Annotated in this window: 23 protein-coding genes; 3 read left to right on the plus strand and 20 right to left on the minus strand. The window is 63.0% G+C overall.

All coding sequences use genetic code 11. The features are described 5' to 3' along the window. Window positions 1-89: 89 nt before the first annotated feature. Complete coding sequence (locus tag JAO85_RS08550; RefSeq protein ID WP_202787887.1) at window positions 90-1,655, plus strand: serine hydrolase; 1,566 nt, start codon at window positions 90-92, stop codon at window positions 1,653-1,655. Window positions 1,656-1,691: 36 nt separating this feature from the next. Here the strand turns inward: JAO85_RS08550 and JAO85_RS08555 are convergent, their stop codons facing one another. From JAO85_RS08555 to JAO85_RS08630, 16 genes are all read right to left on the minus strand, one after another. Beyond that, a complete protein-coding gene (locus JAO85_RS08555; RefSeq protein ID WP_202787888.1) occupies window positions 1,692-2,612 on the minus strand; it encodes a hypothetical protein in 921 nt (306 codons plus the stop codon). A gap of 98 nt (window positions 2,613-2,710) precedes the next feature. Beyond that, window positions 2,711-4,027, minus strand: a complete 1,317-nt coding sequence (hisD, locus tag JAO85_RS08560) for a histidinol dehydrogenase (RefSeq protein ID WP_039049593.1) — start codon at window positions 4,025-4,027, stop codon at window positions 2,711-2,713. Between the two features lie 21 nt (window positions 4,028-4,048). Then, window positions 4,049-4,711: an ATP phosphoribosyltransferase gene (gene hisG / locus JAO85_RS08565; RefSeq protein WP_003062096.1), complete on the minus strand. Its 663-nt coding sequence runs from the start codon at window positions 4,709-4,711 to the stop codon at window positions 4,049-4,051. Then, window positions 4,708-5,979, minus strand: a complete 1,272-nt coding sequence (gene murA, locus JAO85_RS08570) for a UDP-N-acetylglucosamine 1-carboxyvinyltransferase (RefSeq protein WP_012837068.1) — start codon at window positions 5,977-5,979, stop codon at window positions 4,708-4,710. The genes hisG and murA overlap by 4 nt, the downstream gene beginning before the upstream one ends. Before the next feature lie 92 nt (window positions 5,980-6,071). Beyond that, complete coding sequence (locus tag JAO85_RS08575) at window positions 6,072-6,314, minus strand: BolA family protein (RefSeq protein ID WP_003062090.1); 243 nt, start codon at window positions 6,312-6,314, stop codon at window positions 6,072-6,074. A gap of 73 nt (window positions 6,315-6,387) precedes the next feature. Beyond that, a complete protein-coding gene (locus tag JAO85_RS08580; protein WP_003058656.1) occupies window positions 6,388-7,143 on the minus strand; it encodes an ABC transporter permease in 756 nt (251 codons plus the stop codon). After that, window positions 7,140-8,075, minus strand: a complete 936-nt coding sequence (locus JAO85_RS08585) for an ABC transporter ATP-binding protein (protein ID WP_034348309.1) — start codon at window positions 8,073-8,075, stop codon at window positions 7,140-7,142. Before JAO85_RS08585 ends, JAO85_RS08580 begins: the two co-directional genes overlap by 4 nt. A gap of 74 nt (window positions 8,076-8,149) precedes the next feature. Then, window positions 8,150-8,476, minus strand: coding sequence for a lipid asymmetry maintenance protein MlaB (locus JAO85_RS08590; protein ID WP_012837066.1), 327 nt, complete (start codon window positions 8,474-8,476; stop codon window positions 8,150-8,152). A 19-nt stretch (window positions 8,477-8,495) separates the two neighbouring features. Then, window positions 8,496-9,128 carry a phospholipid-binding protein MlaC gene (locus JAO85_RS08595; RefSeq protein ID WP_034348276.1) on the minus strand — a complete coding sequence of 211 codons (633 nt, stop codon included), beginning with the start codon at window positions 9,126-9,128 and terminating at the stop codon, window positions 8,496-8,498. 80 nt (window positions 9,129-9,208) lie between these two features. Beyond that, window positions 9,209-10,006 carry a VacJ family lipoprotein gene (locus tag JAO85_RS08600; RefSeq protein ID WP_012837064.1) on the minus strand — a complete coding sequence of 266 codons (798 nt, stop codon included), beginning with the start codon at window positions 10,004-10,006 and terminating at the stop codon, window positions 9,209-9,211. Beyond that, the gene (mlaD, locus tag JAO85_RS08605; RefSeq protein ID WP_003062074.1) at window positions 10,003-10,503 is read right to left on the minus strand and encodes an outer membrane lipid asymmetry maintenance protein MlaD; all 501 of its coding nucleotides are present in this window, start codon (window positions 10,501-10,503) and stop codon (window positions 10,003-10,005) included. Before mlaD ends, JAO85_RS08600 begins: the two co-directional genes overlap by 4 nt. A gap of 29 nt (window positions 10,504-10,532) precedes the next feature. Continuing rightward, window positions 10,533-11,309, minus strand: a complete 777-nt coding sequence (gene mlaE / locus JAO85_RS08610; RefSeq protein ID WP_003062071.1) for a lipid asymmetry maintenance ABC transporter permease subunit MlaE — start codon at window positions 11,307-11,309, stop codon at window positions 10,533-10,535. Next, entirely contained in the window at window positions 11,306-12,118 is an 813-nt protein-coding gene (locus tag JAO85_RS08615; RefSeq protein ID WP_202787889.1) for an ABC transporter ATP-binding protein, read from the minus strand. The genes mlaE and JAO85_RS08615 overlap by 4 nt, the downstream gene beginning before the upstream one ends. 221 nt (window positions 12,119-12,339) lie before the next feature. Beyond that, window positions 12,340-13,116, minus strand: coding sequence for an amino acid ABC transporter ATP-binding protein (locus JAO85_RS08620; RefSeq protein ID WP_269476157.1), 777 nt, complete (start codon window positions 13,114-13,116; stop codon window positions 12,340-12,342). Next, window positions 13,097-13,750: an amino acid ABC transporter permease gene (locus JAO85_RS08625; RefSeq protein ID WP_003058677.1), complete on the minus strand. Its 654-nt coding sequence runs from the start codon at window positions 13,748-13,750 to the stop codon at window positions 13,097-13,099. The genes JAO85_RS08620 and JAO85_RS08625 overlap by 20 nt, the downstream gene beginning before the upstream one ends. A 143-nt stretch (window positions 13,751-13,893) precedes the next feature. Further along, on the minus strand, window positions 13,894-14,703 hold the full coding sequence (locus tag JAO85_RS08630; protein ID WP_003062059.1) for an amino acid ABC transporter substrate-binding protein: 810 nt from the start codon (window positions 14,701-14,703) through the stop codon (window positions 13,894-13,896). A 266-nt stretch (window positions 14,704-14,969) separates the two neighbouring features. Between JAO85_RS08630 and JAO85_RS08635 the strand changes: the two genes are divergently transcribed. Continuing rightward, entirely contained in the window at window positions 14,970-15,419 is a 450-nt protein-coding gene (locus JAO85_RS08635) for a DUF3293 domain-containing protein (RefSeq protein ID WP_202787890.1), read from the plus strand. Window positions 15,420-15,563: 144 nt separating this feature from the next. On the opposite strand, the gene JAO85_RS08640 is transcribed toward JAO85_RS08635, so the two are convergent. From JAO85_RS08640 to JAO85_RS08655, 4 genes are all read right to left on the minus strand, one after another. Beyond that, window positions 15,564-17,039, minus strand: a complete 1,476-nt coding sequence (locus JAO85_RS08640; protein ID WP_202787891.1) for a glutamate synthase subunit beta — start codon at window positions 17,037-17,039, stop codon at window positions 15,564-15,566. A gap of 73 nt (window positions 17,040-17,112) precedes the next feature. Further along, window positions 17,113-21,849: a glutamate synthase-related protein gene (locus tag JAO85_RS08645; RefSeq protein ID WP_202787892.1), complete on the minus strand. Its 4,737-nt coding sequence runs from the start codon at window positions 21,847-21,849 to the stop codon at window positions 17,113-17,115. A 182-nt stretch (window positions 21,850-22,031) separates the two neighbouring features. Then, window positions 22,032-22,739, minus strand: coding sequence for a transposase (locus JAO85_RS08650; protein WP_202787893.1), 708 nt, complete (start codon window positions 22,737-22,739; stop codon window positions 22,032-22,034). Between the two features lie 89 nt (window positions 22,740-22,828). Further along, entirely contained in the window at window positions 22,829-23,665 is an 837-nt protein-coding gene (locus tag JAO85_RS08655) for an IclR family transcriptional regulator (RefSeq protein ID WP_039049589.1), read from the minus strand. A 103-nt stretch (window positions 23,666-23,768) separates the two neighbouring features. Between JAO85_RS08655 and JAO85_RS08660 the strand changes: the two genes are divergently transcribed. Then, a complete protein-coding gene (locus tag JAO85_RS08660) occupies window positions 23,769-24,470 on the plus strand; it encodes a 3-oxoacid CoA-transferase subunit A (protein WP_034357433.1) in 702 nt (233 codons plus the stop codon). The last annotated feature ends 5 nt before the right edge of the window (window positions 24,471-24,475 follow it).

Below are 24,475 nucleotides of genomic sequence, written 5' to 3' on the forward strand. Positions count from 1 at the left end.
CTGCAGGAATCCATACTGCGGAGCAAAAAACAGTTCGCCAGAACCTTGCCCCTCTGCAAGCGCAGACCCACCAACCGGGAGGAGAAATCATGAGCCAGCCATCCAAGACTGCATGGACCAGACGCCAGATGCTCGATCGCACCGTCCGCGCCGGAGCCGGCCTGGGCATCGCGGCCGGCTCCGGGCTGGCTCTGGCGGGCTGCGGCGGAGACGATGCACCAGCAAAAGGCCTGAGCGCCGCGGAGGCGGCCCGGCGGCTGCCCGAGCTGGCCGCAACGCTGCGCCGCGTCAGCGGTGTTCCGGGCATGGCCTGGGCCGTGGTCCAGGGCGCGCAAACGCTTGCCGCCCAAGGCCTGGGGCTTTGCGAGACCGGCGGCAGTGCGGCCGTGAATGCCGACACCGTGTTCCAGCTGGCCTCGGTCTCCAAATCCCTGGCTGCCACCGTGGTGGCGCGCCAGGTCGGCCTGGGACGGGTCTCCTGGGACAGCCGCATGAAGGACTTGCTGCCCTGGTTTGCGCTGCGCAATCCGGGCAGCAGTGCGGTGCTGACCGTGGGCGATCTGTTTGCCCACCGCAGCGGCCTGCCCGACCATGCGGGCGACAAGCTCGAAGAGCTGGGCAACGGCCAGCAGGTGGTGCTGGAGCGGCTGCGCCTGCTGCCCGTCAAGCCGCTGCGCAGCGAATACGCCTACACCAATGCCGGCCTGACTGCCGCCGCAGTGGGCGTCGCAGGCGCTGCCAATACCGACTGGGCGAGTCTGTCACGCCAGACCCTGTATGCGCCTCTGGGCATGACGCGAACCACATCGGTCTATGCCGAATTCATGCAGCAGGCCAACCGTGCCAGCCCCCATGTACGCGCCGATAACGGCAGCTGGCAGCGCGGCACGCCGCGCAATGCCGACCCCCAGTCCCCGGCCGGCGGCGCCAGCTCCAGCGTCAACGACATGGCGCGCTGGCTGTCTCTGCTGCTGGCGCAGGGGCGCTGGCAGGGACAGCAGCTGGTCGCCCCTGCAGCCCTGCAAGCCGCCTGGCAGGCCCAGGCGCCGGGAGGACACTACGGCTTCGGCTTCAATGTCGCAGCGACCGATGGCGGGCTGAAGTTCCTCAGCCATTCGGGCGCCTTCATGCTGGGCGCGGCCACCTGCTTCATGCTCATTCCCTCGCTGGACGCTGCCGTCATCGTGCTCACCAACGGCATTCCCATCGGCGTTCCCGAAACCCTGTGCCGCCAGTTCGTGGACCTGATGGAAACCGGCCGCCTCACGCAGGACTGGTGGTCGCTGTACAGTGAAAAGATCGCTCCGCTGATGGCGCCCACAGGATCCCTGCTGGGCCAGCAGCCCCCGTCTGCGCCCCAGCCTCCGGGCGCGCTGCAGCGCTATGCGGGAAGCTATGACAACGCCTACCATGGCCCGGTGCAGGTCAGCCTCGTCGACAACCGGCTGCAGCTGAGCATAGGCCCGCAAGCCCAGACCTATGTGCTGCAGCACTGGAGCGGCAGCCAGTTCTGCTTCGTTCCTGGCAACGAAAGCGCGGCTCCGCACAGCATTTCGCTGGCGGTCTTCGAGGCAGGTGACGCAGCGCCGGCCCAAAGCCTCTGGCTGGAGTTCTATGACGACGACGGACTGGGCCAGTTCAGCAGGCGAATCTGACAGGCGCTGCGGCCGCAGGCGGCAGCGCCACAGCCCTCAGCGCCGGTACTGCGGCGGCGGGGCATATCTGCCGTCGACGGGAAAAGCCGCAGGCTCGGCCGCGCCGCGGCGCTCTGGCGCAGGCTGGGCGGCATCGCGCCCCGGCAGCCGGACTTCGAACAGTGCCGCCCCGATCACGCCCACGTTGCGCGCGTCGCCAGCCGGGGTATTGCCGGCATAGGCGCGCTCCTTGCCAGCAAAACGAAAGGCCGCCACTTCACGCTGACTCTTGCGAAAACCCTCGATGCGCAGGGTCTCGCCGGGACGCAGCAGATAGCCGGCGCTGTGCACGCTGCCGGCCTGGCCGGTGAGCACATCCAGGCCGTCCACCGTGGCAACGACCTCATAGTGACGCTGGCTGCGGTTGCTGTAGACCAGCTCGTAACGCTCGCCATGACGGCCGGCCAGCTGATAGTCCCGAGCTCCGCGCATGGTGTAGATGGGCAGCGGCCGGCCTTGCCCGTCCTGCACCACCCACTCCACATCGCCGTCGGCCAGCTGCACGCTGAGCTGCTGATCGATGCTGCGCCCCAGGGCGCGGCGGATGCTGGCCTCATCGGAGTAGCGCAGCTGCGCCACGGTGCGCGGGCGTTCGGGGTCCAGGCGCGCAGCTTCCACGGTGCGTGTGACCGATTCCCTCCCTTCGCCCCATTGCGTGCCCAGCGTGGACTCAACCCTGGGCGTGGGCGGCGCTGCCGCCGCGCTCTCTGCGACTTGGCCCGAAGGCGGTGCACCGCAGGCGGCCAGCCCCGCGACCAGCAGCAGTCCGCCCAGCAGCCGCCAGCCGCGTTGCGGCCAGGAACTCATGACCTGATTCATCTTCACGCTCCCTTGTTGTGATTGGCTATGGAATGCTGCGCTGCCACGCAGCCCGCCGAGTGTCACCGCAAACCCGCGCTTTCCTGCACCATGAAACATCTGGAGATCAATTGCCCCGAGACGGAGGGCATGTGGACCTGCCCGAAAATGAAAAAAGCCGTGGACGGGCCACGGCTGATGGGCAAGCACCGGCGGATTTACTTCAGGCGCATTTCGGCAGCCCTGGCATGGCCCTGCAGGCCTTCACCATAGGCCAGCACGGCTGCGGTCTTGCCCAGGATCTGGGCACCGGCCTCGCTGACTTCGATGATGGAGCTGCGCTTCTGGAAGTCGTACACCCCCAGCGGCGAGGAAAAGCGCGCCGTGCCACTGGTCGGCAGCACGTGATTCGGGCCGGCGCAGTAGTCGCCCAGGCTCTCGGAGGTATAGGCGCCCAGGAAGATGGCACCGGCGTGCCTGAGCAAAGGCTCCCAGCGGTGCGGGTCGCGGCTGGAGACTTCCAGGTGCTCGGGCGCGATGCGATTGCTGATCGCGCAAGCCTCTTCCATGTCCTTGGTCAGAATCAGTGCACCGCGGTCGCTCAGGCTCTTGGCGATGATGGCCCTGCGCGGCATCTCGGGCAGCAGGCGGTCGATCGCGGCCTGGACGGCATCGATATAGGCTGCATCGGGACACAGCAGGATGGACTGGGCCAGCTCGTCGTGTTCGGCCTGGCTGAACAGATCCATGGCCACCCAGTCGGGCGGGGTCGTTCCGTCGGCCAGCACCAGGATTTCAGAAGGACCGGCAATCATGTCGATGCCCACGATGCCGAACACGCGCTTCTTGGCGCTGGCCACATAGGCATTGCCGGGACCGGTGATCTTGTCCACCTTGGGCACGGTGGCCGTTCCGTAGGCCAGGGCAGCCACGGCCTGGGCGCCACCGATGGTGAAGGCGCGGTGCACGCCAGCCACATAGGCAGCAGCCAGCACCAGCGGGTTCTTCTGACCCTGGGGCGTGGGCACGACCATGATGATGTCCTGCACACCGGCTACATGGGCGGGAATGGCGTTCATCAGCACGCTGGACGGATAGGCGGCCTTGCCGCCCGGCACGTAGATGCCCACGCGGTCCAGCGGCGTGACCTTCTGGCCCAGCAACGTGCCGTCTTCGTCGCGGTAGCTCCAGCTCTCGCCATTGGCCTTTTTCTGCGCCTCGTGATAGCTGCGCACACGGCGTGCCGCCGACTCCAGCGCTTCGCGCTCGGCGGCTGGCAGGCTGTCGAAGGCGTCTTTCAGCTCCTGCTTGGTCAGCTCCAGCGCCGCCATGGAATCGGCCTGCAGGCCGTCAAAGCGTGCCGTGTACTCCAGCACGGCGGCGTCGCCGCGCTGCTGTACATCGGCCAGGATGTCGGCCACCCGCTGCTCGATGGCTGCATCCGTGTCCGCCGACCAATGCAGACGCTGCGCAAAATCATGCTCGAACTGGGCATCAGCGGTTGACAGACGGGCGGGGGCAGCTACGAATTCCATAGTATTCACCAGTAGGGAAAATCAGTTGTTCTTGGCGGCAACAGCCTGCGCAAACGCATCGATGATGTGGCGCAACGGAGCCTGCTTGAGCTTGAGCGAAGCCTGGTTGACGACCAGACGCGAGCTGATGTCCATGATGGGCTCGACCTCGACCAGATCGTTGGCCTTGAGCGTGTTGCCGGTGGACACCAGATCGACGATGGCATCGGCCATGCCGGTCAGCGGCGCCAGCTCCATGGAGCCGTAGAGCTTGACCATGTCCACGTGCACGCCCTTCTTGGCAAAGAAGTTGCGGGCAATCTCGGGGTACTTGGTGGCAATGCGCAGACGCGCGCCCTGCTTGACGGCCAGCTGATAGTCGAAGCCGTTGCGCACGGCCACGCTGACGCGGCACTTGGCAATCTGCAGGTCCAGCGGCTGGTACAGGCCCTGGCCGCCATGCTCGATCAGCGAGTCCAGGCCCGAGACGCCCAGGTCCGCGCCGCCATATTGCACGTACACGGGCACGTCCGAAGCACGCACCAGCACCACGCGCACATCGGGACGGTTGGTGTCGAAAATCAGCTTGCGCGACTTTTCCACATCCTCGGTCACCGCTATGCCGGCGGCGGCCAGCAGAGGCACGGTTTCTTCAAAAATGCGGCCCTTGGACAGGGCTATGGTCACAGGCGTTGCGGTGCTCATGCGGAAATTCTCTCGATATCGGCGCCCAGGGCGCGCAGCTTGTCTTCCATGCGGTCGTAGCCACGATCCAGGTGGTAGATGCGATCGACGATGGTCTCGCCCTCGGCCACCAGACCGGCAATCACCAGGCTGGCCGAAGCGCGCAAGTCGGTCGCCATCACGGTGGCTCCGGACAGGCGCTTGCCGCCTTCGATGGTCGCCACGCGGCCGTCGGTGGTGATGCGCGCGCCCAGGCGAACCATCTCGTTGACATGCATGAAGCGGTTCTCGAAGATGGTCTCGGTCACCATGCTGGTGCCTTCGGCCACCAGGTTCAGTGCCATGAACTGGGCCTGCATATCGGTGGGAAAGCCCGGATATTCGGTGGTGCGAAAGCCCTGGGCCTTGAGCTTGCCGGAGGAGGCCACCTTCAGACCGCCATCCACGCAGTCCACGCTCACGCCCGCATCCTTGAGCTTGTCGATCACGGCGCCCAGATGGTCGGCACGCGCGTGGTGCAGCAAGGCTTCACCGCTGGTGGCCGCCACGGCGCAGAGGAAGGTGCCGGCCTCGATACGGTCGGCCACCACCTGATGCTCGCAGCCATGCAGCTTGTCCACGCCCTGAATCACGATATGGCTGGTGCCGTGACCCGTGATCCTGGCCCCCATCTTGATCAGCATCTCGGCCAGATCGGTGATTTCGGGTTCCATGGCGGCGTTTTCCAGCACCGTCTCGCCTTCGGCCAGCGCAGCGGCCATCAGGAAGTTCTCAGTGCCGGTCACGGTCACCATGTCGGTGGTGATGCGTGCGCCCTTCAGACGCTTCCAGCCTTCGGGCAGGCCGGCGTGCATATAGCCGTTTTCCACGGTGATGATGGCGCCCATGGCCTGCAGGCCCTTGATGTGCTGATCCACGGGGCGCGAGCCGATCGCGCAGCCACCGGGCAGCGACACCTTGGCGTGGCCGAAGCGGGCCAGCAGCGGACCCAGGGCCAGCACCGAGGCGCGCATGGTCTTGACCAGCTCGTAAGGCGCTTCGGGCACCAGGCTGTCGGGTGCCACAAAGCTCATGCCGCCGCGTTCGCCATGGGTTTCGGTCTGCACACCCATATTGGCCAGCAGCTTGCGCATGGTGGCCACATCGTGCAGACGTGGCACGTTGTGCAGATGCACGGGCTCGGCCGTGAGCAGTGCGGCACACATTTCAGGCAGAGCGGCGTTTTTGGCACCGGAAATGATTACTTCGCCCTTGAGGGGACGACCACCGTGGATCTTGAGTTTGTCCATGGCTTCAAGCCTTGAATGTTTATATGTAAAAAATGCACTCAGCGCTTATGTAGCAAGTGCTGACAGCTATCAATCTTGCGTCTCGACCCGCATCAAGCCTGGGCAGCAGCCCATTCTGCCGGGGTGTAGGTCTTCATGGACAGGGCATGGACTTCATCGGTGGCCATGCGGTTGCCCAGCGTGGCATATACGAGGCGCTGGCGGCCCAGCAGACGCTGGCCTTCAAACTGTGCAGACACAATGGTGGCAAACCAATGTCGGCCATCGCCTTCCAGCGCAATATGCTCGCAGGGCAGGCCGGCGGCGATCAGGTCTTTGAGTTGGTCTGCAGTCATGGGGAACCTTTATGCGCAAAAGCTGGCGAAACCGGTCATTGTCTCGCAAGCAGCCCTGCGTCAATTCTAAAAATCAGTTACGAATCTTGTAGCCGATACGCAGCAGGTGCACGGCCAGCGCGCTCACGGCCAGCCAGGCAGCGCCCACGATGGCGAAGCTGAGCCATGGCGAGACATCGCTCTGGCCGAAGAAGCCGTAGCGGAAGCCGTCGATCATGTAGAAGAACGGGTTGACATGGCTGACCGCCTGCCAGAAGCCGGGCAGCGAGTGCACGGAATAGAACACGCCGGACAGAAAGGTCAGGGGCATGATCAGAAAGTTCTGGAAGGCCGCCATCTGGTCGAACTTCTCGGCCCAGAGGCCGGCGATCAGGCCCAGCGTACCCATCAGGGCGCAGCCCAGAAAGCCGAACACCAGAATCCACAGCGGCGCGGCAAAATCGGGCACGGCAAAGAACAAGGTAACCACAAACACGCCCAGCCCCACCAGCAGGCCGCGCAGAATGGCCGCTCCCACATAGGCGCTGAACCAGGCCCAGTGCGACAGCGGCGTGAGCAGCACGAACACCAGCGAGCCCATGATCTTGCTCTGCACCAGGCTGGACGAGCTGTTGGCAAACGCGTTTTGCAACATGCTCATCATCACCAGGCCGGGAATCAGAAACGCGGTGTAGGGGATGCGGTCGTAGACCATGACCCGGCCTTCGAGCACATGGCCGAAAACCAGCAGATACAGCACGGCCGTGAGCACCGGTGCGGCCACGGTCTGAAAGCTCACCTTCCAGAAGCGCAGCACTTCCTTCTTGAGCAGGGTCTGCCAGCCGTTCATTGGACACCTCCTGCAGGAGCCTGTGTCCTGGAGCCTTCATTCATGATGTGGATGAACACATCCTCCAGATCCGCGCGGCGGATTTCCACATCCTCGGGGGTCACACCCGCCTCGCGCAAAGCGGCCAGCAGTTGCTCCACATCGACTGCATGGGCGGCGGGAATCTGCACGATTCGACCGGTGACACGCGCTCTGTCGGCCACGGCCTTGGGCAGGGCGCTATCGGTCTTGAACTGCAACACATTGCTGGAAGCCGACTTGAGCAGCTCGCTCATGGGCGAGAGCTTGATGATCTCGCCGCGCTTGAGCATGGCCACGCGGCTGCAAAGGGCCTCGGCCTCTTCGAGATAGTGAGTGGTCAGCAGCACCGTATGGCCCTGCTTGTTGAGTTTGGCAATGAAATGCCACAGCGTCTGGCGCAGCTCCACGTCAACGCCGGCCGTGGGTTCGTCCAGCACGATGATGGGCGGCTTGTGCACCAGGGCCTGAGCCACCAGCACGCGGCGCTTCATGCCGCCCGAGAGCTGGCGCATATTGTTGTGGGCCTTGTCCGTCAGGCCCAGGCTGTCGAGCAGCTCGTCGATCCAGTCGTCGTTGTTCTTGACGCCAAAATATCCGGACTGGAACTTCAAGGCCTCGCGCACATTGAAGAAGGGGTCGAACACCAACTCCTGCGGCACGATGCCCAGCTTGCGGCGTGCATCGGCGTAGTTCGCCTGCACATCGCTGCCCTGCACCAGCACGCGCCCGCCCGTGGCTTGAGCCAGTCCGGCGAGGATGCTGATCATCGTGGTCTTGCCGGCGCCGTTAGGGCCGAGCAGACCGAAGAATTCACCTTCCTCGATATCCAGGCTCACCGATTTGAGGGCCTGAAAATCCCCCTTGGGGGTGCGGTAGGTCTTGGAGACGGATTGGAATGAGACTGCGGACATGGAGCCCATGATTCTAGGGCTTGCCCACAGCCTCTGCCTTGGCGGGGCTTAGCCGGACACAGTGATTCGTCAGCCTAGCCCTGCTGAGCGGTGGCGGCCGCATCGGGCACGGGAGCGGGCATCAGCAAGCCGTCCACGCCATACAGCGCGGCCATGGACTGCAGCCCCTTGGGCAGACCTTCGACAATGAGCTGCTTGCCCACCTCCTGGGCTGCGCGCCGGCAGGCCAGCAGCACGGCCAGAGCCGCCGAGTCAAAAACCTTGACGGCGCTGGCATCCAGCACCACCCGGGCATCCGCATGGCCCGTGACCAGCGGACGCAGACGCAGCAGACAGTCGCGCCCCTGACGATAGGTCAGTTCCTTGGGCAGTTGCAGAGGGTTGCTAGCTGAGCGGGCCATGACGTCTGAAGCGCTTTGCTTACTTGGTCGCCGTGGCCGGCATGGAGCTGCGCGAGGCCAGGGTCTTGATCAGGCCGTCAATGCCGTTGGCATTGATTTCCTGCGCAAACTGGTTGCGATAGGTTTCCACCAGCCACACACCGAGCACATTGAAGTTGTAGAGCTTCCAGCCCGTGGCCTGCTTTTCCAGACGGAAATCCAGTTGCACGGGGTCGCCACGGCCATTGACCTGGGTACGCACCAGCACGTCGGTGTCGCCGGCTGCCATGCGCACAGGCTTGACGGTAATGGTCTGATCGCCGACCTGGGACAGGGCCCCCGCATAGGTGCGAATCAGCAGGGCCTTGAACTCATCCTGCAGCTTCTGGCGCTGCTCGGGCGTGGCCTGACGCCAGGCCGGACCGACAGCGGCCGATGTCATGCGGCGAAAGTCCACATAGGGCATGACCTTCTCGTTGACCAGTGCATTGATCTTGCTGGAATCGCCGTTGCGCAGCGAGGCATCCTTCTTGATGGTCTCCAGCACATCGGCAGAGACGCGCTTGACCAGTGCATCGGGCGCTTCCTCAGCAGCCTGGGCTGCGGGCAGACCCAGATTCAGAGCGAGCACGGCACCTGCTGCCATGCCCCACATGCGACGAGTAATCTTCATTGCGTTTTTTCTCCTAGGCCCGCAAGTGTCACCGCACTCGCGCAACCTGTGCATCATGTTTGTAACCAAGCTCTACCGGCTCACTGGCCTTCCGGGGGCAGCTTGCCGGCGTTGTCGTCATCATAGTTTTCGAGGCGACCATCGCCGCCGGACGCCGCGCCGCCAATGCGTGAGCGCAGATAGACATCACGCACCAGGCTGTATTTGTCGAGCGCAACAGAGTCCAGCACATCGCCGGCCTTGAGCAGATTGGCACGGTTGTTGACCATGCGCAGACCGAACAGGCTGTTGCGCCAGCGCACATCATCCATGGTGTTGGCAGGATAGCCGAAGGCATCGACCACGAGGCCGGCCGAATCCCGCACCGTGGACGGCCCCCAGAAAGGCAGCACCAGATACGGACCCGTGGGCATGCCCCAGCGACCCAGAGTCTGGCCAAAGTCCTGCTTCTGGCGCTCGATGCCGGCCTCGCTGGCGATGTCGAACAGACCGCCTATGCCCAGCACCGTGTTCACGCTGAAGCGCACCATGGAGTTGTAGGCACCCTGGCCCTGACCCTGCAGCACATTGTTGACGAAGGACCAGGCATCGCCGAGGTTGTCGAAGAAGTTGGTCACGCCCTGGCGCGCCACGCGCGGCGTCACATTCTGATAGGCCGTGGCCACGGGCTTGAAGATCGCCTCGTCCACGCCTTCGTTGAAGGAATAGATGCTGCGGTTCATGGACTCCAGCGGGTCGGCTGGGTTGGCAGGGCCTGTGGTTGTGGCGCAGCCGGACAGCAATGCGGCCACGGAAACGCTGGCTGCCAGCGCAACGCGCCTGAGCGCCTGGTTCTCGTCTGACGTCAATTTCGTCTGTGGGCTTGTTGTAGTCATCATTCTTTCGCTCCCCCGTTGGCTGCGGCACCACCGGAATCACCACCCTGCTCCGCCTTGCTGTAGAGAAACTGACCGATCAGATTCTCGAGCACCACGGCAGACTGGGTGGCCGTCACACGGTCGCCTGCCTTGAGGTTCTCTTCGCTGGCGCCCGCTTCAATACCAATGTACTGATCACCCAGCAGGCCGCTTGTCAGAATTTTCAGCGAGCTGTCCTTGGGGAAGGCGTAACGGGTTTCCATGCTCATGGCCACGTCGGCCTGGAAGGTCTGGTCGTTGAAGGCAATGGATTCGATGCGGCCCACGACCACGCCGGCGCTCTTGACCGCCGCCTTGGGCTTGAGTCCGCCGATATTGTCAAAACGCGCCGTGATCGCATAGGTCTTCTGGAAATTCAAACTCAGCAGATTGGCCGACTGCAAGGCCAGGAACACCAGGGCCAGAGCACCGATCAGCACAAACAGGCCGACCCAGACATCACTTTTCTTTTGCTGCATGATTTTTTACCTCTATCTGCTGAGCAGCCTCAAATGCTGAACATGGTTGCGGTGAGCAGGAAGTCCAGGCCCAGAACCGCTAGCGAAGCCACGACCACGGTGCGGGTGGTGGCACGGGAAACTCCTTCAGGCGTGGGCTTGGCCGCATAGCCTTCGAGCAGAGCCACAAAGGTCACGGCCAGGCCGAAGACAAAGCTCTTGAGCACGCCATTGCCCAGATCGCTCCACCAGTCCACGCCCTGCTGCATCTGGCCCCAGAAAGCACCGCTGTCGACGCCGATCATCACCACGCCCACCAGCCAGCCGCCCAGCACACCCACGGCGCTGAAGACTGCAGCCAGCAAAGGCATGGTGATCAGCCCGGCCCAGAAGCGCGGCGCCAGAATGCGTTTGACGGGGTCCACCGCCATCATCTCCATTGCAGACAGCTGTTCACCGGCCTTCATCAGGCCGATTTCGGCCGTCAGGGCCGTGCCGGCACGACCCGCGAACAGCAGGGCCGTGACCACGGGCCCCAGCTCGCGCAGCAGGCTCAGGGCCACCATCATGCCCAGCGCCTCGGCCGAGCCATAGCGCTGCAGGATGTAATAGCCCTGCAGACCCAGCACAAAGCCCACGAACAGACCGGAGACGCCGATGATGGCCAGCGAATAATTGCCCAGAAAGTGAATCTGGTCGCCGATCAGACGCGGGCGCCTGAGCGCCGGCCCCATCAAACCCAGCAGGCGCCACAGCAGGCGTGCGCCAATCCCCATGTTGACCAGCTGGCAGCGCACTGCCAGGCCAATGCGTGCGAGAAAGTTCATGCACGCCTCCTGCTGCCAAAGTCCTCGTCGGCGCTGACGCCCGGATAGTGAAACGGCACAGGCCCCGTGGGTCTGGCATGGATGAATTGCTGCACCAGCGGGTCGGTGCTGGCGCGCACCTCTTCGGGTGTGCCCTGGGCGGCAACGCTGCCGGCTCCCAGAATCACCACATGGTCGGCCACGCGGAAAGTTTCTTCCAGATCGTGGGATACCAGAATCGAGGTCAGGCCCATGGCATCGTTGAGCTGGCGGATCAGCTGTGCCGAGGTACCCAGCGAAATAGGGTCCAGGCCCGCAAAAGGCTCGTCGTACATGATGAGCTCGGGGTCCAGCGCAATCGCGCGGGCCAGTGCCACGCGGCGGGCCATCCCGCCCGAGACCTGGGAAGGCATCAGATCGCGCGCGCCGCGCAGGCCCACGGCATGCAGCTTCATGAGCACGATGTCGCGAATCAGCTCTTCGGGCAGATCGGTGTGCTCGCGCAGCGGAAAGGCCACATTGTCGAACACGCTCATGTCGGTGAACAGCGCACCGAACTGAAACAGCATGCCCATGCGGCGACGCGCGGCGTAGAGCTGCTGCGCATCCATGGTGGTCACATCCTGGCCGTCAAACATCACCTGCCCCTGCTGGGCGTGGTTCTGCCCGCCGATCAGACGCAGCACCGTGGTCTTGCCGCCGCCCGATGCTCCCATCAGCGCCGTGACCTTGCCGCGCGGCACTTGCAGGGACAGATCGCGCAGGATGACGCGGTCACCATAGCCAAAGGTGACATTGCGCAGTTCCACAAAGGGTGCGTTGGGTGACATGCGTGAATAGCCGCTCAAGAAAAAGCAAACTGGTATTGTGCCGACAAGCTCGGCAAAAAGCTCGGGTTAGCCCCAAGTAAACATACATTCGCGAATGTTTCTTGAAGGTCTGGCTTGAATTGCAGAGCATTTACTCCTGTTTCAGGAGCATTAAGTGCTTGTTGTGCATGCGCAAACTGCTGTTTTTGCGATATGAAACCGCATCAGCAGCTGCGACTTATTTACAACATATTCTGCAGAAACGCCTTGGTACGCTCGTGCTGAGGCGCAACAAAGAATGCTTCGGACGGGCCTTGCTCGACGATGTAGCCACCGTCCATGAAGATGACGCGGTTGGCCACCTCTCGCGCAAAACCCATCTCGTGGGTCACGACCAGCATGGTCATGTGCTCCTCGGCCAGTTCGCGCATGGTGCGCAGCACCTCGCCGGTCAGCTCGGGATCCAGCGCCGAGGTGGGCTCGTCGAACAACAGAATGTCCGGCTCCATGGCCAGTGCACGGGCAATCGCCACGCGCTGCTTCTGACCGCCGGAGAGATGGTTGGGATAGGCATCGCGCTTGGCGGCCAGCCCCACCTTGGCCAGCAGAGCCTCGGCCTTGGGAATGATGTCTTCGCGCTTCATGCCCTTGACGATGACGGGCGCCTCGATGATGTTCTCCAGCACCGTGAGATGGGGGAACAGATTGAAGGACTGAAACACCATGCCCATCTTGCGGCCGATCTTGCGGATTTCGGCATCGCTCACATACTGAGCCCTGGCCTCGCCCTCGGAGCGCGCCAACACCTCGCCTTCGATGCTGATGGTGCCGCGGTCAATCGTCTCCAGGTGGTTGAGGCAGCGCAAAAAGGTGCTCTTGCCCGAACCGGACGGGCCGATCACGGCCACCACCTCGCCGCGCAGCAGCTCCAGAGAGACGCCGCGCAGCACTTCGTTGTTGCCAAAGGCCTTGTGGATGCCCTGGGCGGAAATCATCACGTCAGGCGTCGTACTTGGCATATTTTTTCTCAAGATATTGGAAGCCCCAGGTTAGCACCAGGGTCATGATGAGATAGAAGGCCGCAGCCACGATGAAGGGCGTGAAGCTGAAGTCCCGCTGCACCACGCCGCGCGCCACGCGCAGCAGATCGTTGAGTGCCAGCACATAGATCAGCGAGGTGTCCTTGACCAGAGTGATGGTCTCGTTGCTGACGGGCGGCAGGATGCGGGCCCACATCTGGGGCAGCACGATGCGGCGCATGGTCTGGGCATAGGTCATGCCCAGCACCTTGGCGCCCTCGTACTGGCCTCGGTCCACGGACTTGATGCCGGCGCGGAAGATCTCCGCAAAGTAGGCCGCATAGTTCAGCGCAAACGCCACCACGGCGGCAGGAAAGTCGGGCAGGCGCACACCGATGTAGGGCACAAAGGGCAGCGCGAAGTACACGAACAGCAGCTGCAGCATCAGCGGCGTGCCGCGCATCAGCCAGATATAGGCGCCCACGGCGCTGCTCAGCGGCTTGATGCTGGAGATGCGCATCAGCGCCAGCGCCAGACCCATGGGAATGGACAGCGCCAGCGTGATGAAAAACAGCTTGAGTGTGACAAGGGCACCAGCCGACATGGGCCCCAGGAGCGAGATTACATAGTCCATCAAATGGCCTTCAGTGTGGCGCTGCAGCTATCGAAAGCCCGCCACAGGCACGGGCGTGCGCAGGAGGAAGTGTTTGCACGCATTGTCGTCGCAAAAAAAACCGGCAATGCCAGGCATTGCCGGTGCAGTACGTCAAAAAGGGATTAGTGCTTGATGACGTCGGCGCCGAACCACTTCTGGGCGATTTCAGCAGCCTTGCCGTCCTTCTTCATTTCGGTCAGCACATCGTTGACCTTGTTGCGAGTGGCTTCGTCGTCCTTGCGGAAACCCACACCGTAGTCTTCGGTGCCGAAGTCCTCGGCCAGCACCACGTAGTTGTCGGGCTTCTTGTTGACGTAGTAGCGCCCCACCACCTCATCCACCACCACCACGTCCAGACGGCCGGCTTCCAGGTCCATCATGGCAGCGATGTTGTCGCCGAAGAGCTTGGTTTCCTTGAACTTGTCCGACAGTTCCTTGTCCTTGGTCAGGGCGGTCACGGCGCTGGAGCCTTCCTGGGCACCCACGATCTTGCCGACCATGTCAGCCTTGCCCTTGATGGGAGAGCCGGCCTTCACGATGATGATCTGCTTGTTCACCATATAGGGGTCGGAGAACAGGATCTTTTCCTTGCGCTCTTCCAGAATGGTCAGGCCGTTCCACAGAGCGTCCACGCGCTTGCCCAGCAGCTCGGCTTCCTTGGCATTCCAGTCGATGGGCTTGAACTCCACTTCGATATTGGCGCGCTTGGCGACTTCACGGGCCATGTCGATGTCGAAACCGACCAGTTCGTTCTTTTCGTCACGGAAACCCATGGGCGGGAAATTGTCGTCCAGGCCCACCACCAGCTTGGCGGCAGCTGCCGCAGGAGCGGGCGCAGGAGCTGCAGCGGTGTTGCTTGCGGGCTCGTTCTTGCCGCAGGCAGCCAAAATTGCAGTCAGGGCCACCGAGGCCAGCAGGGTACGTTTTTTCATGGCGTCAAAATTTGAAGTGGAAAAAGCGGAGGCAGGGGCTTTGTCTCCCGTCCGGGGCCACCGCAGCCGCCCCGAAGCCGGGCTGCCGCCAGCGCCGAATCCGCTATTGTCGCGCAGACGGGACAGAACGTCACTCGCCGGTCGCAAAACCATCACGACTGACGCAAAACAGCTTCCGGCAAGACGGCTTCCCCAGAGGGCAGACCCTTGTTGCATTCTTGTCTGCGCAAGTCCTCATCATGTGCAAGCTTGCCAAACTCCACACCATGTCACCACCATCACCCGACACCAGCCAGCTCCCGCCCACCTTGCAGCAGGCCTATCGCGATGCGCTCTACCGGGTCGATGCCTCCCAGGGTTCTGTCGCACAGACGCTACGCGTGGGCGAGCGCAATGACTGGCTCGGGCAGCAACTGGGGCGGCAGCCCATCCAGGCCGCCTGCTATCTCACGGCCTGCAATTCCTGGGGACAGATCCTGGAGCCGGCTGAAAACGCGCGTCGCATGCGCGCCCTGCGCCAGGCGCTGGACAGCGAGGGCTGGCAGTATCTGGACGGCTGCGGCCAGGACCCGCAAGGCCATTGGCCCGCCGAGGACAGCGTGCTGATCTGGGGCATGGATGCCGACACGGCCCGGCAATGGGGCCTGCACTGGCAGCAGAACGCCGTGCTGTGGAGCGATGCCGACGCCCGCCCCCGGCTTCTGTGGCTGCGCTGACTTTTTTGATAGCACCTTGCGCTTTACAGCAATCAAAAACCTATTGAAATCTTTCTGAATTCCATTTAAGGCAAACGCTTGCAGCTATCAAAAACAAAAGGCATTCCGGGGAATGCCTTTTGTGTGATGGCCCGCTGTGAATGATCAGCGAGGCAGTTCGCTGGCGCCCATCAGGAACTCGTCCACGGCACGCGCCGCCTGGCGGCCTTCACGAATGGCCCACACGACCAGCGACTGGCCGCGGCGGATGTCGCCGGCAGCGAACACCTTGGGCACGCTGGTGGCATAGCCGCCGATGAAATCGGTGCTGGCCTTGGCGTTGCCGCGTGCATCCTTGTCGACGCCAAAGGCTTCGAGCACGGTGGCAACAGGGTTCACAAAGCCCATGGCCAGCAGCACCAGATCCGCAGGCCAGACCTTTTCCGTGCCGGGCACTTCGCTCAGCTTGCCATCCTTGAACTCGACCTGCACGGTGGTCAGGCTCTTGACCTTGCCCTTTTCGCCGCCGAATTCCTTCGTGGAGATGGCGAACTCACGCACCACGCCTTCGTCGTGACTGGACGAGGTACGCAGCTTGATCGGCCAGTAAGGCCAGACCAGGGGCTTGTTCTCCTGCTCGGGCGGCATGGGCATGACTTCGAACTGGGTCACGCTCTTGGCGCCATGGCGGTTGGAGGTGCCCACGCAGTCGGAGCCGGTGTCACCGCCGCCGATGACGATGACATGCTTGCCGTCGGCACGGATCTGGCCCTTGAGCTTGTCGCCCGCGTTGACCTTGTTCTGCTGGGGCAGGAACTCCATCGCGAAGTGCACGCCTTCGAGATCGCGGCCGGGCACGGGCAGATCACGCGACTGCTCGGAGCCGCCAGTCAGCAGCACGGCATCGAACTCGGCGTTGAGCTGCTCGGGGCTGATGGTTTCCTTGGCCCAGTTCGTGACCTTGGAATCCTTGCCCAGGCCCTCCTTGCCGGCAATCAGCACGCCGGTGCGGATCTTCAGGCCTTCGGCCACCATCTGCTCGACACGGCGGTCGATCAAGCCCTTGTCCAGCTTGAAGTCGGGAATGCCGTAGCGCAGCAGGCCGCCCACGCGGTCGTTCTTCTCGAACAGGGTCACGTCGTGGCCGGCGCGCACCAGTTGCTGGGCTGCCGCCATGCCGGCAGGGCCGGCACCGACCACGGCCACCTTCTTGCCGGTCTTGTGCTTGGGCAGCAGGGGCTTGACCCAGCCTTCGCTCCAGGCACGGTCGATGATGGAGTGCTCGATGGACTTGATGCCGATGGCGTCGCCATTGATATTGGCCACACAGGCAGCTTCGCAGGGTGCGGGGCAGATGCGGCCCGTGAACTCGGGGAAGTTGTTGGTGCTGTGCAGCGTGGTGATGGCGTTCTTCCAGTCACCCTGGTACACGAGGTCGTTGAAGTCCGGAATGATGTTGTTGACCGGGCAGCCGTTGTTGCAGAACGGCGTGCCGCAGTCCATGCAGCGTGCAGCCTGCACCTTGGCCTGATCGGTCGTCAGGCCGATGACGAATTCCTTGTAGTGCTTGAGACGTTCCGCAACGGGGGCATAGCCCTCTTCGATACGCTCGTATTCCATGAAGCCGGTGGTCTTTCCCATGATCTTTAATCCTTGAAATCTGTGTTCGCTTGCAGTGCGGTGGCCGCCTGGCCGCCACCGCTTGGAGCCGTGTTTACTTGGCGGCTACTGCTTCTTTCTGAGGAGCTGCTGGCGCTTTCGCAGCTTGCTTTTCCTTCTGTTTGCGTTCAAAGATCTCGCCGAGTGCACGCTGGTACTCGGTCGGGAACACCTTGACAAACTTGGCACGCGCTGCGGCCCAGTTGTCCAGCAGATCACGGGCACGCTTGGAACCCGTCCAGCGGCTGTGAGCCTCCACCATGTTGCGCAGCTGCTGATCGTCGCTCTGGCCGCGGTGCCAGATGCCGGGATCGACACGCGAGACAAACTCGTCGTGCGGCAGCACCTTCTCCAGCTTCACCGAAGCGGTGTTGCAACGCTCGGCAAACTTGCCGTCCTCGTCGTAGACATAGGCCACGCCGCCGCTCATGCCGGCCGCGAAGTTGCGGCCGGTCTTGCCCAGCACGACCACGGTACCGCCGGTCATGTATTCGCAGCCGTGGTCACCCACGCCTTCGACCACGGCCGAGGCGCCGGACAGACGCACGGCAAAGCGCTCGCCGGCCACGCCGCTGAAGAAGGCCTCACCGCTGGTGGCGCCGAACATCACGGTGTTGCCCACGATGGTGTTGGTGGTGGTGGAGCCACGGAACTCATGGCTGGGATGCACCACCACACGGCCGCCGGACAGGCCCTTGCCGGTGTAGTCGTTGGCTTCGCCGCTGAGGTTCAGCGTGATGCCGTTGCACAGGAAGGCACCGAAGGACTGGCCGCCCGTACCTTCGAAGTGGATGCGGATGGTGTCGTCTGGCAGGCCTTCGGCGTGATGCTTGGTCACCGCGCCCGAAAGCATGGCACCGACGGAGCGGTTGACGTTGCGCGCCACTTCCATGATGCGCACCTTCTCGCCGTTGTCGATGGCGGGCTTGCAGCGCTCGATGAGCTTGACGTCCAGCGCCTTGTCCAGCAGGTGATCCTGGCTTTCCACGTGATAGCGGGCCACGTCGGCAGGCACTTCGGGCTGGGCGAACAGACGGCTGAAGTCCAGGCCCTGAGCCTTCCAGTGCGCTATGCCCTTGCGGGTGTCGAGCAGGTCGGAACGGCCGATCAGGTCGTCGAACTTGGCGATACCCAGCTGGGCCATGATCTGGCGCACTTCTTCGGCGATGAAGAAGAAATAGTTCACCACATGCTCGGGCTTGCCGGTGAACTTGGCACGCAGCACGGGATCTTGCGTGGCCACGCCCACGGGGCAGGTGTTGAGGTGGCACTTGCGCATCATGATGCAGCCTTCCACCACCAGCGGAGCCGTGGCGAAGCCGAACTCGTCGGCACCCAGCAGAGCGCCGATGATCACGTCGCGACCGGTCTTCATCTGGCCGTCGGCCTGCACACGCACACGGCCGCGCAGACGGTTCAGCACCAGGGTCTGCTGGGTCTCGGCCAGGCCGATTTCCCAGGGACCGCCGGCATGCTTGATGGAGGACCAGGGCGAGGCACCGGTGCCGCCGTCGTGCCCTGCGATCACCAGGTGATCGCTCTTGCACTTGGTCACGCCTGCAGCGATCGTGCCCACACCGACTTCGGACACCAGCTTGGTGCTGATGCTGGCGTGCGGAGCCACGTTTTTCAGATCGTGGATCAGCTGCGCCAGGTCTTCGATCGAGTAGATGTCGTGGTGGGGAGGAGGCGAGATCAGGCCCACACCGGGCACCGAGTGACGCAGTGCGCCGATGTAGTCGGAGACCTTGCCGCCGGGCAGCTGACCGCCTTCACCGGGCTTGGCGCCCTGGGCCATCTTGATCTGGATCTGGTCCGACGAGGCCAGATACTCGGCAGTCACGCCGAAACGACCGGACGCGACCTGCTTGATCTTGGAGCGCAGCGAGTCGCCGGCCTGCAGTTCGATATCGGACTCGACCTTGTCCTTGCCGATGATGGAGGCCAGGGTTTCGCCCTTGCTGATGGGGATGCCCTTGAGCTCGTTGCGATAGCGCTTGGGATCTTCGCCGCCTTCGCCGGTGTTGCTCTTGCCGCCGATGCGGTTCATGGCCACGGCCAGCGTGGCATGGGCTTCGGTGGAGATGGAGCCCAGGGACATGGCACCCGTGGCAAAGCGCTTCACGATCTCCTTGGCCGACTCGACCTGGTCCACGGGAATCGCCTTGGCGGGGTCGAACTTGAACTCGAACAGGCCACGCAGCGTCATGTGGCGCTTGGTCTGGTCGTTGATCAGCTGGGCGTATTCCTTGTAGGTGCTGAAGTTGTTGGCACGTGTGGAGTGCTGCAGCTTGGCGATCACGTCAGGCGTCCACATATGCTCTTCGCCACGGGCACGCCAGGCGTACTCGCCGCCGGCATCCAGCATGGTTTCCAGCACGGGGTCGTCGCTGAAGGCAGCCTCGTGGTTGCGGATGGTTTCCTCGGCGATCTCGAAGACACCGATACCTTCCACACGGCTGGCCGTGCCCGTGAAGTACTTGTCCACAGTCTCGCTGTTCAGGCCCACGGCTTCGAACAGCTGGGCGCCGCAGTAGGACATATAGGTGGACACGCCCATCTTGGACATGATCTTGGACAGCCCCTTGCCGATGGCCTTCACATAGTGATAGATGGCCTTGTCGGCAGTGATGGGCGCAGCTTCGCGGCTGAAGATGTCGACCAGGGTCTCCATCGCCAGATAGGGATGCACGGCTTCAGCACCATAGCCGGCCAGCACGGCGAAGTGGTGCACTTCGCGGGCCGTGCCGGTTTCCACCACCAGACCGGCGGTGGTGCGCAGGCCTTCACGCACCAGATGCTGGTGGATGGCGGACAGCGCCAGCAGCGCAGGGATGGCCACTTGCGTGGCGCTCATGTTGCGGTCGCTGATGATCAGGATGTTGGCACCGCCCTTGATCTCGTCCACGGCGTGGGCGCACAGCGAGGCCAGCTTGGCTTCCACACCCTGCTTGCCCCAGGACAGCGGGTAGGTGATGTCGATGGTCGAGCTCTTGAACTTGCCGTTGGTGCGCTTTTCGATATCACGCAGCCTGGCCATGCCTTCGAAGTCGAGCACGGGCTGCTGCAGCTCCAGGCGCATGGGCGGGTTGACCTGGTTGATGTCCAGCAGGTTGGGCTTGGGGCCCACGAACGACACCAGCGACATCACGATCGCCTCGCGGATCGGGTCGATGGGGGGGTTCGTCACCTGAGCGAACATCTGACGGAAGTAGTTGTACAGCGGCTTGTTCTTGTCGGACAGCACGGCCAGCGGGCTGTCGTTGCCCATGGAACCAATGCCTTCCTCGCCCTTTTCGGCCATCGGGGTCAGCAGGAACTTGATGTCTTCCTGCGTGAAGCCGAACGCTTGCTGGCGGTCCAGCAGGGACAGCTCGGTCTTGGCTGCGGGTGCCTTGAAGTCGGCGGGGATTTCCACCTCGTCGAGCTTGATGCGCAGGTTCTCGATCCACTGCTTGTAGGGCTTGGTGTTGACGACGTTGGCCTTGAGTTCTTCGTCTTCGATCATGCGACCCTGCTCCAGGTCGATCAGCAGCATCTTGCCGGGCTGCAGGCGCCACTTGCGCACGATCTTGCTATCGGGCACGGGCAGCACGCCGGCTTCGGAAGCCAGGATCACCATATCGTCGTCGGTGATGCAGTAGCGCGAGGGGCGCAGACCGTTACGGTCCAGCGTGGCGCCGATCTGGCGGCCATCGGTGAACACGATGGAGGCGGGGCCGTCCCAGGGCTCGATCATCGCAGCGTGGTATTCATAGAAGGCGCGGCGACGCTCGTCCATGGCTTCGTGCTGCTCCCAGGGCTCGGGAATCATCATCATCACGGCCTGGCTGATGGGGTAGCCGGCCATGGTCAGCAGTTCTAGGCAGTTGTCGAAGGTGGCAGTGTCGGACTGGCCGGCAAAGCTGATGGGATAGAGCTTTTGCAGGTCTTCGCCCAGCACGGGAGAGGCCATCACGCCTTCGCGCGCCAGCATCCAGTTGTAGTTGCCGCGCACGGTGTTGATTTCACCGTTGTGGGCCACATAGCGGTAGGGGTGAGCCAGAGGCCACTCGGGGAAGGTGTTGGTGGAGAAACGCTGGTGCACCAGGCCGATGGCCGAGACGCAGCGCTCGTCGGCCAGGTCGCGGTAGTACACGCCCACCTGATCGGCCAGCAGCAGGCCCTTGTAGACCACGGTGCGGCTGCTCATGCTGGGAACGTAGTATTCCTTGCTGTGCTTGAGGCCCAGGTTCTGGATGGCGGCCGAGGCCGTCTTGCGGATCACGTACAGCTTGCGCTCCAGCGCGTCCTGCACGATGACGTCGGCGCCACGGCCGATGAAGACCTGGCGCAGGATGGGCTCCTTTTCCTGCACGGTGGGCGACATGGGCATGTCGCGGTTCACCGGCACATCGCGCCAGCCCAGCAGCACCTGGCCTTCGGCCTTGATGGCGCGCTCCATCTCCTGCTGGCAAGCCAGGCGCGAGGCATGTTCCTTGGGCAGGAAGATCATGCCCACGCCATATTCGCCGGCGGGGGGCAGTGCCACGCCCTGCTTGGCCATTTCTTCGCGGTAGAGCTGATCGGGGATCTGGATCAGGATACCGGCGCCGTCACCCATCAGAGGGTCCGCACCCACCGCACCGCGATGGTCGATGTTCTCGAGGATCTTCAGTGCCCCCAGCACGATGTCATGGCGCTTCTGGCCCTTGATATGGGCCACAAAGCCCAGACCGCAGGCATCGTGTTCGTTGCTCTTGGAGTACAGACCGTGGTCCTGGAGATACTTGATCTCGGCAGCAGTCGTCATGGGGAATCCTCTTATATCAATCGCGGGGAACGCAAGATTACGACAGGACATGAAGTTATGCAATAAGTTTTAATTAGGGTCAGATTCCAATTAATTCCCAACTTTTTTTATTTGCATTTAATTAGGGACATATATAAATAGAGTGAAGCAATCCAATAAAAACAAGGGGTTGAAAGAACCGCCTAGTCTTCGTGCACCGAAGCTGTGCGTGCTGCAGGCCTGCCGGCCTTCTGCCGCTTCACGCGTCGCTCGGTTTTCTGTTGCAAATTTTCAATGAAATCGGGCTCGCCCAGAGCCCAGCCACGCAGTGCGGCATGGCTGATCTGCGCCTGGGTATCGGCATCCAGACCCGCCTCCACGGCCCTGACATAAGCGGCATCTCTGGCAAACGGCGTGTTGCCCAGGGCCCAGAAAAGCGCATGCGGGCTGATGAGCGCATCGCTTTGCAGGCCTGCGTTATGCGCATAGCTGGACCAGGGCCAGTCCACCGCGCGCTGCACCAGCCCGTCGCGCACGGGGTTGAGATCCATGGAGACCATGGTGGCCATCAGCCATTGCTCGGCCTGCAGCACGGTGCAGCGATAGCGCCCCTCCCACAGCGTACCAGTGCGTCCGTGGCTGTTGTTGAAGTAGCGCACATAGCTGCGCCCCACGGCCTGCATGAACTGGGGCACGCCCTGCTCCGTCCTGGGCGTCAGCAGCAGATGGAAGTGATTGGGCATGAGCACATAGGCATGCACATCGACCTCGAAGCGCCGCGCCATCTCGCGCATCAGATCCAGCATGACCAGGCGATCCTGCGCGTCCACAAAGATCTCGCCGCTGTTGTTGCCACGCTGGATGATGTGGTGCGGCATGTTTGCCAGCGTGAGACGGGGAAGACGGGCCATGGAGCGGACTTGAGCAGGGGCGACAGAGAAGGCGTTTCGGTCATTATGAAGCGTCGCGCCAGGGCCGACGCGTCCTCAGGCGCCAGACATCACAGATGCATGCGACCCGAAGCACTCAGCAACTGACTGATGTGGCGCGTAGCGGCCAGCAACTGCGGCAGCAACCGCTCGCGCATCATCTGCTCACTGGTGCGGTTGGCCTGGCCGCTGATATTGAGCGCCGCCACAGTCTGGCCGCGCGCATTGCGTATGGGGGCGGCAATCGAGATCAGGCCCTCCTCCAGCTCCTGGTTGAGCAGGGCCCAGCCCTGCTCGCGCACGCGGGCGATCTCGGCATACAGTTCATCGTCGCCGGTCAGCGTGTGGCGCGTGAAGGCGCGCTGCTCGCGCCGGGCCATCAGCGCCCGCAGCTCATCGGGGGGCAGTGCCGCCAGCAGCACCCGGCCCATGGATGTCCAGAAGGCAGGCAGTCGCGAGCCCACGCCCAGATTGGTACTCATGATCTTGTGCGTGTGCACGCGCAGAACATAGACCACGTCCAGGCCTTCGAGCACCGCGGCCGAGCATGACTCCTTGACCTCGTCCACCAGCGCCTCCATAGCCGGCTCGGCCAGATTCCACAGCGGCGTGGAGCTCAGATAGGCAAAGCCCAGATCCAGGATGCGCGGCGTGAGTGCGTAGTACTTGCCATCGCTGCGCACATAGCCCAGCGTCTGCAGCGTCAGCAGGATGCGCCTTGCACCGGCACGCGTCAGGCCCGTGGCGGCAGCCACCTCGCTGAGCGTCTGCTCGGGCGCCCTGGCGCTGAACGAACGTATGACTTCCAGCCCCCTGGCAAAGGACTGCACATAGCTGTCACCGGGCTTGAGCGAGACCGCTTCGCCCTCGACCTGGGTTTTCCCTGATGTGGTTTTTACAGTCTCCATTTTCATCATCCTTTTCTACAATTCTTTTAGCGAACAAATGTTCTATATACGAACATTTTAGCGCCAATGGCGCAGATCTTTGTGTAGAAAATTGGAGACACCCATGATCAACAAGATCGCCGACTCGGTCGCTCAGGCCCTGTCCGGCATTCAAGACGGCTCCACCGTGCTCATCGGCGGCTTCGGCACCTCGGGCATCCCCGGCGAGCTGATCGACGGCCTGATCGCCCAGGGTGCACGCGAGCTCACCGTGGTCAACAACAATGCCGGCAATGGCGACACCGGCCTGGCCGCCCTGCTCAAGACCGGCCAGGTGCGCAAGATCATCTGCAGCTTCCCGCGCCAGGTGGACAGCTGGGTCTTCGACGAGCTGTACCGCAGCGGCAAGATCGAGCTCGAACTGGTGGCCCAGGGCAATCTGGCCGAGCGCATGCGCGCTGCCGCCGCAGGCATAGGCGCTTTCTTCTGCCCCACGGCCTACGGCACCGAACTCGCAAAAGGCAAGGAAACGCGCGAGATCAACGGCAAGCACTATGTGCTGGAGCACCCCATCCATGGCGATGTGGCCTTGATCAAGGCAGAAAAAGGCGACCGCTGGGGCAATCTGACCTACCGCATGTCGGCGCGCAACTTCGGCCCCGTGATGGCTTCGGCCGCCAGGTTCACCGTGGCCACCGTGCATGAGATCGTGGAACTCGGCCAGCTTGATCCCGAATCCGTGGTCACCCCGGGCATCTATGTGAGCCAGGTGGTGAAGATCGAGCGCGTGGCCACCCAGGCCGGCGGCTTCAAGAAGGCGGCCTGAGCCCG

Source organism: Comamonas sp. NyZ500 (assembly GCF_016772095.1).
Lineage (GTDB): Bacteria > Pseudomonadota > Gammaproteobacteria > Burkholderiales > Burkholderiaceae_C > Comamonas > Comamonas thiooxydans.